Consider the following 11,475-nt stretch of genomic DNA (forward strand, 5'->3'; position numbering starts at 1 on the left):
GCCGCGCCTTGACCCGGCGGTCCCCTCTCCCTAGCTGACGGTCTTCGCGAAAGGCTTCTCCCGTGACCGACACCGTTTCCGCCGACCCCGTCCACGCCTTCATCAGCGACACCGTGAGCCAGCACGACGTCGTCCTGTTCATGAAGGGCACGCCGGACCAGCCGCGCTGCGGCTTCTCGTCCCTGGCCGTGCAGATTCTCGACCATGTGGGCGCGCCCTTCGTCGGCGTCGACGTCTTGCAGGACGAGGCCCTGCGCGAAGGCGTCAAGACCTTCACCGACTGGCCCACCATTCCCCAGCTTTATGTGAAGGGCGAATTCGTCGGCGGCTCGGACATCGTGCGCGAGATGTTCCAGGCCGGCGAGCTTCAGGCCCTGATGGCCGAAAAGGGCGTGGCTCTGGACGGGGGCGCGGGCGAGGCCTGATGGCGCGTCCCACCCTGACGCCGCGCGAGGATCGTGAGGTCTTCGTCGTCCCGCTGGAGGTCCGACCCGACCATATCGACGCCAACGGCCATGTGAACAATGTGGTCTATGTCGGCTGGCTTCAGGACGTGGGCACGGCCCACTGGAACGCCCGGTTCGACGAAGAGACGCGGGCGCGCTGGTCCTGGGTCGCCCTGCGGCACGAGATCGACTATCTGCGGGCCATAGAGCCGAATGCGACCGGCGTCGCAGCCCGGACCTGGGTCGGCGATCCCCAGGGGCCGCGGTTCAACCGCTATGTTCGGATCGAGGACGGCCAGGGCCGGCTGTGCGCCCAGGGCGTGTCCGAATGGTGCCTGGTGGACGCCGCCACCTTGAGGCCGCACCGCATCCCCCCGCCGATGGTCGCCGTCTTTTCGACGACGACCGAGGCGACGGCTATTTCAGCGGATTGACGATGCGGGCCGGGGTTCCCGGCTCCAGACCCAGTTCGGCATAGGTCCAGCGCAGTTCGACCCCGTCGGGAACCAGGGCCTTGCACAGGTCCTGTTTGGTCCGGCGCAGGGTGATTTCGGTCGGATCATTGTCGGCGATCGACACTTCGAAATCCGACGCCTGGGTGCAGCCGTTGGAATCGACCCGCGCCACCAGGGCGCCGTCGGCGAAGCGGGCCTCGCGAATGGCCTCGGCCGGAGGCCCGTCCTTGCGCGAGACGTTGACCGAGACATTCTCGCCGGCCTCGCTGTCATAGATGACGCAGCCGGCCAGCAGCGGTGCGGCCAGGGCGCCGACCGCCAGGATACGCAGCCCCCGCATCATTGGTCGGACGCCGGGGTGGTGATGACCCGGGTGGTCGGCTTTTCGGTCGAAACGATGATGCAGCCCGACAGCAGCGGGGCGGCGATGGCGATGGCGAGAGCGAGACGAAGCATTGGTGTTCCCCAGTTGAAGCTTGAGCCTTTTGTGACGCGCTCACCGCCGCCACACACGTGAATTTTCGGCAAGCCAGGTGAACAATCGGAAAGGTCGGGCTTGATCCGCTTGGAAACAGACATAGTTGCAGTCGCCGCCCACCGGACCTGCCCGCCATGAGCCGCCTCTTCTCGCCTCACGCCCTCGGCCCCCTGACCCTGCGCAATCGCATCGTCGTGGCGCCCATGTGCCAGTATTCCGCGATCGACGGCGCGCCCCAGCCCTGGCACCACCAGCACATCGGCCGGCTGGCCCTGTCCGGCGCCGGCCTGGTCATCATCGAGGCGACGGGCGTCACGCCCGAGGGCCGCATCACCCCGGACGACGTCGGCCTGTGGAACGACGAACAGGCCCAGGCCTTCGCCGACATCCTTCGCGGCGTGCGGACCTATTGCGACACTCCGATCGGGATTCAGCTGGGCCATGCGGGACGCAAGGCCTCGACCGCCGCGCCGTGGAAGGGGGGCGGCCCTCTGGCGGCCGAGGACGGAGCCTGGACCACCTACGGCCCCTCGGCCCTGCCCTTCCGCGAGGATTGGCATACCCCGTTGGAGATGACCGAGGCCGACATGAACCATGTGGTCGCCGCCTTCGAGGCGGCGGCGCGCCGGGCGGACCAGGCAGGCTTCGACCTGGTCGAACTGCACGCCGCCCATGGCTATCTGCTGAGCGAATTCCTGTCGCCCCTGTCGAACCGCCGCCCCGACGCCTACGGCGGCTCGGCCGAGAACCGGGCGCGCTTTCCCCTGCGCGTCGCAAAGGCCTTGCGCGAGGCCTGGCCTCGGACCAAGGCCCTGGGCGCGCGCTTCAACGGTTCGGACTGGGTCGAGGGCGGCGTGGCGCTGGAGGAGGCCGTCGCCTTCGGCCAGGCGCTGCACGGCTTGGGTTACGACTATCTGCACCTGTCCTCGGGCGGCAACGTCCCCCGCGCCCTGATCCCCGGCGACCAGCCCGGCTATCAGGTCCGCTTCGCCGAGGCGGTCAAACAGGCGGCGCCCCAGGCCAGCGTCATGGCCGTGGGCATGATCTTCGATCCCCACCAGGCCGAGGCGATCGTCGCCTCGGGACAGGCCGATCTGATCGCGGTGGCCCGCGCCGTGCTCGACGATCCCAACTGGGCCCATCACGCCGCCGTCGCCCTGGGTCAGGACGAAGGTCTGCCGCCCCAGTACGAACGCGCCGGCAAGGCCCACTGGCCCGGATACGGCCGCTGAGGGCCGATCAGGTCTGGGGCAGCTGATAGGGATTGTTAACGCTGACGGGGGAGCCGGGCGCCAGGCCCAACTCCTCGAACGACCATTTCAGCTCGACACCGCGGATCGAGGGCTTGTCGCAGGTGTCCTCATCGATCCGGCGCAGGGTGATGATCGCGTCCCCGCCCTTGATGCTGACGATGGGGATCAGATCCTCCTTGCGGGTGCAGCCGTTGGAGCTGACCCAGAAGACCGCCTGGTCCTTGGTGAAGGCCGCTGCATGGATCGGCTCCAGGGCGCCGGGCATGCCGACGGTCGAGACGGTCGGCCCGTCCAGACCGCCCGCACAGGCGGCCAAGCTCGCCGATGCGGCGGCGATCAAAGCCAAGCGTTTCATGATGGAGTCGTGCAACGGACGACCTCCCCTGCCTCAAAGCCTGAACCGGCCGAGAATGCGCCTGTTCGCTCCTTGAGGGAACAGCATAAAAGGCGAAAGGCCCCGGACGAATCCGAGGCCCTCCAAACTGAACACTTCAAAGGGACGACCAAGGGGCTCAAGTAGCCCGAAGGGCGATAGCCCCCTTGAAGAAAGCTTCGTAAGCTCCGCTTACGAAGCGTAGTATTCGACGACCAGGTTCGGTTCCATCTTGACGGCGTAGGGCACGTCCGACAGTTCCGGCACGCGGACGTAGCGGACGGCGAACGAACGGTCCGACAGTTCCAGATAGTCCGGCACGTCGCGTTCCGACGACTGCTGGGCTTCCAGCACCAGGGCCATGTTGCGCGACTTTTCCTTCACCGAGACGACGTCGTCGGGCTTCACGCGATAGGAGCCGATGTCGACCTTCTTGCCGTTGACCAGGACGTGGCCGTGGCTGACGAACTGGCGGGCGGCCCAGACCGTGGGCACGAACTTGGCGCGATAGACGATGGCGTCCAGGCGCGATTCCAGCAGGCCGATCAGGTTTTCCGAGGTGTTGCCCTTGCGGCGAGCAGCCTCGTCATAGGTCTTGGCGAACTGCTTTTCGGTGATGTTGCCGTAGTAGCCCTTCAGCTTCTGCTTGGCCTTCAGTTGCAGGCCGAAGTCAGAGACCTTGGACTTGCGGCGTTGGCCGTGCTGACCGGGACCGTAGGAACGCTTGTTGACCGGAGACTTGGCGCGACCCCACAGGTTTTCACCCATGGCGCGGTCGATCTTGTATTTGGCGCTGTGGCGCTTGGACATTCTATTCTCTTTTCGACGATGCGGCCCGGCGTCCCCTGAATTGGGGATGCGATCTCAACGGCGGTCCACGCATCTTCCGTCATGAATCCCGCCTGCGGCGAACCGAGGCGTGGAAGGCGGCGCTTATGGCCATGCAGACTGTCGGAGTCAAGTCAGACAGGCCGTTAAGCACGATGGCGGGGAACCAAGCCGGGCCTCGCTTCTTTCCTGTTCCGACGCAGACCGCCGAGGAGAAGGGAGGATTGAAATGCGAACCGACGCCCCGCGCTTTCAGGCCGGCCTGTCCGACCGCGGGTTCGAGACGCTGAAGCGCCGACTGGTTGATCTGGTCGAGCCGCTCAGCGACCACCAGCTGCTGGATCTGGCCGACGGCATCCACGACCTGCTGCGCCAGCGCCGCACCGTGCGCCGCCATCACGCCGAGCGGATGAACGACCGGCTGCGCGACGGCCTGCCCATCTGACGAAAACACCCGCCGGAGGTCTCTCCGGCGGGTGTTCGTTCGGCTTGCCTAAGCCCGCCGTTATTGGGCGACCGCGGCGGCGTACAGTTCGTTGACCTTGTTCCAGTTCACCACCGTCCAGAACGACTTCAGATAGTCGGCGCGGCGGTTCTGGTATTTCAGATAATAGGCGTGTTCCCAGACGTCGGCGCCCAGAACGACCTCGCCCCGCTCCTCGACCACATCCATCAGCGGATTGTCCTGGTTCGGGGTGGAGGTGATCTTCAGCTTGCCGTTCTGCACGATCAGCCAGGCCCAGCCCGAGCCGAACTGGGCGGCGCCGGCGGCGTTGAAGTCTTCCTTGAACTTGTCCATGCCGCCCAGGTCGCGGTCGATGGCGGCGGCCAGCTCGGCCGAGGGTTCGCCCGTCTGACCCGCCGGGGCCAGCAGTTCCCAGAACAGGCTGTGGTTCCAGTGACCGCCGCCGTTGTTGCGCACGGCCTTGGGCGCGGTCGAGATGCTGGTGAAGATCTCTTCCAGAGTCTTGTTCTGAAGCGAGGCGTCGGCGTCGACCGCCTTGTTCAGATTGTCGACATAGGTCTGATGGTGCTTGTCATGGTGGAAGGTCATCGTCTCCTTGTCGATGGCCGGCTCCAGCGCGTCATAGGCATAGGGCAGCGGGGGCAGGGTGAAGGCCATGGGGAGTTTCCTCTCGCGACAGATTTCCGATACGCCTCATCTAGGCGCCCGTTCGTGAAACCCAAGCGACGACGCCCGGATTCGTTCCGACTTATCGACCGGGAACGGTCAAGCTGGCAAGTTGGACTTCAGACAGTCGCGCACGGCCCGTTTCAGATCGCCCGACGCATTGGGCTCGTCCACCCCTTCCGCAGCGAGGACCGCCCGCACGGCGGCGTCCAGCCCGCCCGGCAGGGCCGCGATCACGCGCTTTTGCCCCTTCTCATGCAGGCAAAAGCCCACCTCGCGGCACAGGGCGGAAAACATCGGCTCATAGGGATCGGGGGCGTTCATCCCGTCCCCTTAACATCAGGGGATCAGACGGGACAGCCAGTGCGCCAGGTTCAGCGCAAACTGCTGATCGTCGTGCCCTTCGGTGTTGAGGCCGAACCGAACCGGCGCGCGGTTCGGCTGGTCGGGAAAACGAATGATCTGGGCGGTCAACATCGCCGCCTCGCCCAGCACCACCACCCGCCCCCGTCCGAAGGAGAAGGCCAGACCCTGGGCGGGAAACGCCGGTCGCGTGTAGCGGCTAAGGGTTTCGGCCCGTTCGCCTCGGGCCAGGCCCTCCCGAACGGCTTGCAAGGCCTCTCGGTCGGTCGCCTCCAGAGCGTCCGCGCTCATCGCCATCAAGACGGTGGAACCGGCGGGGCCCTCCAGCGACTGGCCCGTAAAGGTCTTCACGACGCGGACGCGCTCGGCTTCATTTCGCCCGGCGATGATGGGATGATCGCCCAGGGCCTGAGACGGAAAGGTCAGGTTGGCGGTCAGATCGTCGCCTATCCGCTGAAAGGCGTAGCCCTTGCCCATTTTGACGCCGAACCGCTCCGCCAGGGCCTCCGCCGCCGAACCGTGGGGCGCATGATCGGCGACCAGCAGCAGCGAGCCGCCCTGGCTGACCCAGTTGGCCGCCGCTTCGATTTCGCCGGGATCGAAGGCTGAAATGCGAGATCCGTCTTCGGGAGCGGCGGGATTGACGACCACCAGCACCGCGACGTCCCGCAGCGCGCCGGCCTCGTCCAGACGCCCGCGCCCCGCCTCCACCCGATAGCCGTCGGCGCGCAGCAGGGCGGCGAAACCCGCATAGCGTCCCTCGATCGTCTGAAGGCTGCCGTGCCCCTGATCAATGCGGATCAACGGCCCCGCCTCGGCATAGGCGGGAACGACGCCCTGGGGCCTCCAATCCAGATCGCCGGACTGCTCTTGCGCCGCCGACGCCCCGGCCGAAAGGCACAAGGCCAAGCCGGCGAACAGCGTCAGCCGAAGGCTCATGATTCTAGCCCCTCAACCGCGCGGCGTGGAAGGCGACGTGGTCGGCGATGAAGCTGGTCATGAAGAAGTAGGAGTGGTCATAGCCCGGCTGCATCCGCAGGGTCAGGCCCTGGCCTGAGGCCTCGGCGGCCGCGCGCAGCAGTTCGGGCTTCAGCTGGTCGGTCAGGAAGCTGTCGGCGCCGCCCTGGTCCACCAGTATATCGTCATAGACACCACGCGCGGCGCCGGCCTCGACCAGCCTGGCGGCGTCGTGACGCTCCCATTCGGCCCGGTCCTCGCCCAGATAGGCGGTGAAGGCCTTTTCGCCCCAGGGGCAGCGCGTCGGCGAACAGATGGGGGCGAAGGCGGAGACCGAACGGAACAGGTCCGGATGGCGCAGCGCCAGGGTCAGGGCGCCGTGGCCGCCCATGGAATGGCCGCTGATCGACCGGACGCCGGTGGTCGGGAACTCCGCGTCGATCAGGGCGATCAGTTCGTCCGTGACATAGGTTTCCATGCGGAAATGCGGCGCCCAGGGGTCCTGGGTCGCATCGACGTAGAAGCCCGCCCCCTGGCCCAGGTCATAGGCTGGGTCGTCGGCGACGCCTTCCCCGCGCGGGCTGGTGTCCGGCGCCACGATGATGAGGCCGTGCTCGGCGGCGGCCCGGTAGGCGCCGGCCTTGGTGGTGAAATTATCCTCGGTGCAGGTCAGGCCCGACAGCCAGATCAGGACCGGGAAGGGCCCCTCCCCGCCCGGAACGAAGACCGACAGGGTCATGGGCGTGCCCGTGGCCGCGCTGTCGTGTTTCAGATAGCGGAGCGTGCCGCCATGGACGATGTGGGTCTTGATGGTTTGGAGGGTCATGCGACGCTTTCCGGCAGGCTCAGGAGACGAACATCCATGTCATTGACGGCGCCCAGTTTGCGAGCGAGCTTGCCATCGGCGGTGATGAGCGCCAGCCCCTGCCGTCGCGCCGTCACGGCATAAAGGCAGTCGATCATGGAATGGTTGAGGTCGCAGGCTAAGGTGAAGGCTTCCGAAATCAGCGCTCGGTGATCGGTCAGATCGACGACCTGCCGAAGGATGGACAAATTCTCTGTCGCGGACGACGCCTGCAATTCGCCACGAACGACATAGCGACGAAAGACATTGGCCGCTTCCATCAGCATCAGGTCCGGCGCAACGGCCGGGCCGTGTATTTGGCGCGCCTCGATCGCGGCGTCAGCCAGCGGATCGTCGATGAACCATTTGACGACGACGCTGGCGTCGAAGACAGCGCTCACAGATCGCGGTCTTCGCGGATCAGAGCCGTGGAGTCGAGCGCTGAGCCTCGCGTTTGCTCGCGGGATCGTCGAGAAGCCGCCTCAAAGCGCGCCTCAACGTCCATGGCCTCGCGCGCGGCCATGTCCCTGAACTTCTGCTCCAGGGAAATGTTCTCCGCCTTCGCCATCATCTTGAGACGGGCGACGATATGGTCGTCGAGATCGCGAACCAGAACCTGAGCCATAAGTCATGATAGCATAGCGCTATCACGACGCCAACGCCTCACCCAGGCCGTTCAGCCGACCCGGTGCACGGCGCAGATCTTGTTGCCCGACGGATCGCGCAGATAGGCCAGATACAGCTTGCCGAACGTCCCCTGGCGCAGGCCGGGCGGGTCTTCGATCGCGGTTCCGCCGGCCGCTGCGCCCGCGGCGTGGAAGGCGTCGACCGCCGCCGTGTCCTTGGCCGCAAAGCCGATGGTGCCGCCGTTGGCGTGACAGGCCGGTTCGCCGTCGATCGGCTTGCCCACGGCGAAGGCGCCGTGGGCCGTGCGCCACCAGTAGCGGCCCTTCGGATCAGGCCCCTGAGCGGCGTCGATGCCGAGGGCGCCCAGGGCGGCGTCATAGAAGCGGCGCGAAGCCTCGATGTCGTTCGCGCCGACGGTGATGTGGGTGAACATGTGTTTCTCTCCCTTGAACTAGAAGACCACCACCGACCGGATGCTCTCGCCCGCATGCATCAGGTCGAAGGCTTCGTTGATGCGTTCCAGCGGCAGGGTGTGGGTGATCATCGGATCGATCTCGATCTTGCCGTCCATGTACCAGTCGACGATCTTGGGCGTGTCGGTTCGGCCGCGCGCCCCGCCGAAGGCCGAGCCGCGCCAGACCCGGCCGGTGACCAGCTGGAACGGGCGGGTGGCGATCTCCTTGCCCGCCTCGGCCACGCCGATGATGATGCTCTCGCCCCAGCCGCGGTGGCAGGCTTCCAGCGCCTGGCGCATGACCACGGTGTTGCCGGTGCAGTCGAAGGTGTAGTCGGCGCCGCCGCCGGTCAGTTCGACCAGATGGGCGACCACGTCGGAGACCTCTTTCGGATTGACGAAATGGGTCATGCCGAACCGACGGCCCCACTCTTCCTTGTCGGGGTTGATGTCCACGCCCACGATCATGTCGGCGCCGACCATCTTCAGCCCCTGAATGACGTTCAGGCCGATGCCGCCCAGGCCGAAGACCACGGCGTTGGCGCCCGGCTCGACCTTGGCCGTATTGACCACGGCCCCGACGCCGGTGGTCACGCCGCAGCCGACGTAGCAGGCCTTATCGAAGGGGGCGTCCTTCCTGATCTTGGCCACCGCGATCTCGGGCAGGACGGTGAAGTTGGAGAAGGTCGAACAGCCCATATAGTGGGCGATGGCCTGACCCTTGTAGCTGAAGCGGCTGGTGCCGTCGGGCATCAGACCCTTGCCCTGGGTGGCGCGGATCGAGGTGCAGAGATTGGTCTTGCGCGACAGGCACGACTTACACTGGCGGCACTCGGGCGTGTAGAGCGGGATCACGTGGTCGCCGACGGCGACCGAGGTCACGCCCGGCCCCACCTCGACCACCACGCCCGCGCCCTCATGCCCCAGGATCGAGGGGAAGATGCCCTCGGAGTCCAGGCCGTCCAGCGTATAGGCGTCGGTGTGGCAGATCCCCGTCGCCTTGATCTCGATCAGCACCTCGCCGGCGCGCGGCCCCTCCAGATCGACCTCGACGATCTCGAGCGGCTTCTTGGCTTCGAAGGCGACGGCGGCGCGTGTTTTCATGGCGGGGGCTCCTCAGTTTGCGCCTGTGTGTCACGAGGGGCGTCGCCGACGCTAGCCCCGCGCCGAAAACGCCACTCAGAATTTTTTAGTGCACTTTCGTGCAGATTTTTGAGATTCGTTCGCAAGTATGCGCCACATTCGATGTCTATCGCGCAACCACGCCAAGATCGGACGCAGGCTGACCGTCGGCGTCGAACGCGCTAATCAGGGTCATGACCCATCGCAACCTCGTCGTCCTGACCGGCGCCGGCATATCGGCCGAGAGCGGGGTGCCGACGTTTCGGGCGTCAGACGGCCTGTGGTGCGGGCACAGGGTGGAAGAGGTGGCGACGCCGGAGGGATATGCGGCGAACCCCGCCCTGGTGCAGGACTTCTACAATCAGCGGCGGCGACAGTTGGCGGAGGTCCGGCCCAATGCGGCCCATGTCGCCCTGGCCGAGCTGGCGGCGCGGTGGGACGGCGACTTCCTGCTGGTGACGCAGAACGTCGACGATCTGCACGACCGGGCCCATGCCGAGACGCCGCCCGCCGCCGGGTTCGAGCTGATCCATATGCACGGCGAACTGCTGAAGGCGCGCTGCACCCGCTCGGGCGTGGTGATGGACTGGGCGGGGGACATGGCGGCGGACGAGCCTTCCCCGCACCATCCGCAAGGGAGGATGCGGCCCCATATCGTCTGGTTCGGGGAGATGCCGCTGCAGATGGAGCGGATCGAGGCGGCGCTGGCGGCCTGCGACCTGTTCGTCTCCATCGGAACGTCCGGGGCGGTTTATCCGGCGGCGGGGTTCGTGCAGTCGGCCCGCTACGCCGGGGCGCGGACCGTCGAGATCAATCTGGAGCCGACGCAAGGGGCGCGGCTGTTCGACGAGGGAGTCTATGGTCCTGCGACCGAGGCCGTGCCGGCCTTCTTCAGCGGCCTGCAGACCTGAAAACGGCGGCCGCATCGCTGCGGCCGCCGATCTCTGGATCAAGCCTGATCAGGCCAGGACGACGATGGTCACGCGCCGGTTCTGCGCCCGGCCTTCGGGAGTGTCGTTCGAGGCCACCGGCTCTTCCTGACCATAGGAGATGGTCGACATCCGGTTCAGGGCCACGCCCTGGCGGTTCAGGAAGCGGCGCACGGCCTCGGCCCGCTGCTCGCCCAGCTGGTCGTTGTGCTCGGGCGTGCCGGTGGAGTCGGTATAGCCCTGGATCTCCAGATAGACGTTGCGGTTCTCGCTTTGCAGACGCTGGGCGAACTGGGCCAGCCGCTGTTCCGCCTCGGGCGACAGGGCGGCGGCGTCGGTCGGGAATTTCACGGAGTCGTCGGACAGGACGACCTGATAGAGGAACTTGCCTTCCGCCAGCTTGTGGGCGTCGTTGGCCCGTTGCAGGGCCTGGCCCGCCGTGCCCTCGACCTGGGTCACCCGGTTGTCCACCACCTCGACCTGATCACGCACGAAACGATGGCTGGCGCAGCCGCTCGCCGCGAAGCCCATCGCGACAAGGGCGCCGCCGAGGACCGCCGTCCTGAGTTTCGATCTGCTCAAGTTCATGTCTCCTTCTTGCTGGGGGCGCCACGCCCAGTTCATGCGCCCGATGAAACTGCGGTAGGCGACAAGGCGGAGTAATGACGCGCTTTAGGCGGCAAAATGTCAGCTTAGCCGTTCGATCTCGGCTCGATCTGCACGATTTTCAGCTTAAAACGGAACCAGAAGGTGCGTTGTTACGTTGGCCCGCCAGCAGGCTTCGCCGTATGGCGGACCCTCTGGACTATCGCTGATCTTGGACAGCGACCAGTTGTATTCGCGCTCTCGCCACCTTCCTGACGCGACTGAATGTTTTCAACAGGCGGTGGTGATTTTTTACAGGGGTTCGTCGCGAATGACCATGCGAACGACGTCTCACATCGCATCACGGATCGGCGATTGAGCCCGGCGGCGATCCGGCGACGGGCCCTGGCGGTCGCGCCGGTGGTGTTCGGCCATGCGGCCCTGGTGCTGATGATGACGGCCGTGCGGCCCGAGCCGCCGGCCCGGCCGACGCCGGAGCCGGCGATCCTGGTCGAACTGGTCGCTCCGCCGCCACAGCCGCCGCCGCCCGCGCGCGTCCCCGCGCCGGACCCTTCCCCGACGCCGGACGCCCCGGCTGCGGCGGCCGAGACGCCCGCCCCGGCCAAACC

General features: G+C 66.5%; 17 protein-coding genes and 1 pseudogene. 6 read left to right on the forward strand and 12 right to left on the reverse strand.

Annotated features, from left to right (window positions below):
• Positions 1-62: 62 nt before the first annotated feature.
• Both grxD and AC07XS_RS09010 read left to right on the forward strand, forming a co-directional pair.
• On the forward strand, positions 63-425 hold the full coding sequence (grxD, locus tag AC07XS_RS09005; RefSeq protein ID WP_054763940.1) for a Grx4 family monothiol glutaredoxin: 363 nt from the start codon (positions 63-65) through the stop codon (positions 423-425).
• Positions 425-880 carry an acyl-CoA thioesterase gene (locus AC07XS_RS09010; RefSeq protein WP_182714202.1) on the forward strand — a complete coding sequence of 152 codons (456 nt, stop codon included), beginning with the start codon at positions 425-427 and terminating at the stop codon, positions 878-880. Before grxD ends, AC07XS_RS09010 begins: the two co-directional genes overlap by 1 nt.
• Here the strand turns inward: AC07XS_RS09010 and AC07XS_RS09015 are convergent.
• Complete coding sequence (locus AC07XS_RS09015) at positions 864-1,244, reverse strand: hypothetical protein (RefSeq protein WP_054763942.1); 381 nt, start codon at positions 1,242-1,244, stop codon at positions 864-866. The genes AC07XS_RS09010 and AC07XS_RS09015 overlap by 17 nt on opposite strands.
• A 269-nt stretch (positions 1,245-1,513) precedes the next feature.
• Between AC07XS_RS09015 and AC07XS_RS09020 the strand changes: the two genes are divergently transcribed.
• Entirely contained in the window at positions 1,514-2,611 is a 1,098-nt protein-coding gene (locus tag AC07XS_RS09020; protein WP_182714203.1) for an NADH:flavin oxidoreductase/NADH oxidase, read from the forward strand.
• Between the two features lie 7 nt (positions 2,612-2,618).
• On the opposite strand, the gene AC07XS_RS09025 is transcribed toward AC07XS_RS09020, so the two are convergent.
• Both AC07XS_RS09025 and rpsD read right to left on the reverse strand, forming a co-directional pair.
• Entirely contained in the window at positions 2,619-2,987 is a 369-nt protein-coding gene (locus AC07XS_RS09025) for a hypothetical protein (protein ID WP_182714204.1), read from the reverse strand.
• Positions 2,988-3,197: 210 nt separating this feature from the next.
• On the reverse strand, positions 3,198-3,815 hold the full coding sequence (gene rpsD, locus AC07XS_RS09030; protein WP_054763944.1) for a 30S ribosomal protein S4: 618 nt from the start codon (positions 3,813-3,815) through the stop codon (positions 3,198-3,200).
• A gap of 247 nt (positions 3,816-4,062) precedes the next feature.
• Here rpsD and AC07XS_RS09035 point away from each other — a divergent pair, with 247 nt between their 5' ends.
• Positions 4,063-4,278 (forward strand): hypothetical protein, encoded by a 216-nt coding sequence (locus AC07XS_RS09035; RefSeq protein WP_054763945.1) that lies wholly within the window; start codon positions 4,063-4,065, stop codon positions 4,276-4,278.
• A gap of 60 nt (positions 4,279-4,338) precedes the next feature.
• On the opposite strand, the gene AC07XS_RS09040 is transcribed toward AC07XS_RS09035, so the two are convergent.
• The 8 genes from AC07XS_RS09040 to AC07XS_RS09075 all read right to left on the reverse strand — a co-directional run bounded on the left by AC07XS_RS09040 (position 4,339) and on the right by AC07XS_RS09075 (position 9,314).
• A complete protein-coding gene (locus AC07XS_RS09040; protein WP_152948870.1) occupies positions 4,339-4,956 on the reverse strand; it encodes a superoxide dismutase in 618 nt (205 codons plus the stop codon).
• A 108-nt stretch (positions 4,957-5,064) separates the two neighbouring features.
• Positions 5,065-5,289: a hypothetical protein gene (locus AC07XS_RS09045; RefSeq protein ID WP_054763947.1), complete on the reverse strand. Its 225-nt coding sequence runs from the start codon at positions 5,287-5,289 to the stop codon at positions 5,065-5,067.
• A gap of 15 nt (positions 5,290-5,304) precedes the next feature.
• Complete coding sequence (locus AC07XS_RS09050; RefSeq protein WP_182714205.1) at positions 5,305-6,267, reverse strand: DUF4350 domain-containing protein; 963 nt, start codon at positions 6,265-6,267, stop codon at positions 5,305-5,307.
• A 4-nt stretch (positions 6,268-6,271) separates the two neighbouring features.
• Positions 6,272-7,111: an S-formylglutathione hydrolase gene (gene fghA / locus AC07XS_RS09055; RefSeq protein ID WP_182714206.1), complete on the reverse strand. Its 840-nt coding sequence runs from the start codon at positions 7,109-7,111 to the stop codon at positions 6,272-6,274.
• Positions 7,108-7,530 carry a type II toxin-antitoxin system VapC family toxin gene (locus AC07XS_RS09060; RefSeq protein ID WP_182714207.1) on the reverse strand — a complete coding sequence of 141 codons (423 nt, stop codon included), beginning with the start codon at positions 7,528-7,530 and terminating at the stop codon, positions 7,108-7,110. Before AC07XS_RS09060 ends, fghA begins: the two co-directional genes overlap by 4 nt.
• Positions 7,527-7,754: a FitA-like ribbon-helix-helix domain-containing protein gene (locus AC07XS_RS09065; protein WP_182714208.1), complete on the reverse strand. Its 228-nt coding sequence runs from the start codon at positions 7,752-7,754 to the stop codon at positions 7,527-7,529. Before AC07XS_RS09065 ends, AC07XS_RS09060 begins: the two co-directional genes overlap by 4 nt.
• Positions 7,755-7,805: 51 nt before the next feature.
• Positions 7,806-8,189: a VOC family protein gene (locus AC07XS_RS09070; protein WP_182714209.1), complete on the reverse strand. Its 384-nt coding sequence runs from the start codon at positions 8,187-8,189 to the stop codon at positions 7,806-7,808.
• Positions 8,190-8,207: 18 nt separating this feature from the next.
• Positions 8,208-9,314: an S-(hydroxymethyl)glutathione dehydrogenase/class III alcohol dehydrogenase gene (locus AC07XS_RS09075; protein WP_182714210.1), complete on the reverse strand. Its 1,107-nt coding sequence runs from the start codon at positions 9,312-9,314 to the stop codon at positions 8,208-8,210.
• Between the two features lie 212 nt (positions 9,315-9,526).
• Here AC07XS_RS09075 and cobB point away from each other — a divergent pair, with 212 nt between their 5' ends.
• On the forward strand, positions 9,527-10,243 hold the full coding sequence (gene cobB / locus AC07XS_RS09080; RefSeq protein WP_182714211.1) for a Sir2 family NAD+-dependent deacetylase: 717 nt from the start codon (positions 9,527-9,529) through the stop codon (positions 10,241-10,243).
• A gap of 48 nt (positions 10,244-10,291) precedes the next feature.
• Here cobB and AC07XS_RS09085 read toward each other — a convergent pair whose 3' ends face one another.
• On the reverse strand, positions 10,292-10,849 hold the full coding sequence (locus tag AC07XS_RS09085) for an OmpA family protein (RefSeq protein ID WP_182714212.1): 558 nt from the start codon (positions 10,847-10,849) through the stop codon (positions 10,292-10,294).
• Between the two features lie 372 nt (positions 10,850-11,221).
• On the opposite strand from AC07XS_RS09085, the pseudogene AC07XS_RS09090 reads away from it, so the two are divergent.
• A pseudogene (locus AC07XS_RS09090) lies at positions 11,222-11,475 on the forward strand (hypothetical protein); the annotation flags it as partial.

This window comes from Brevundimonas sp. GW456-12-10-14-LB3 (assembly GCF_059424365.1).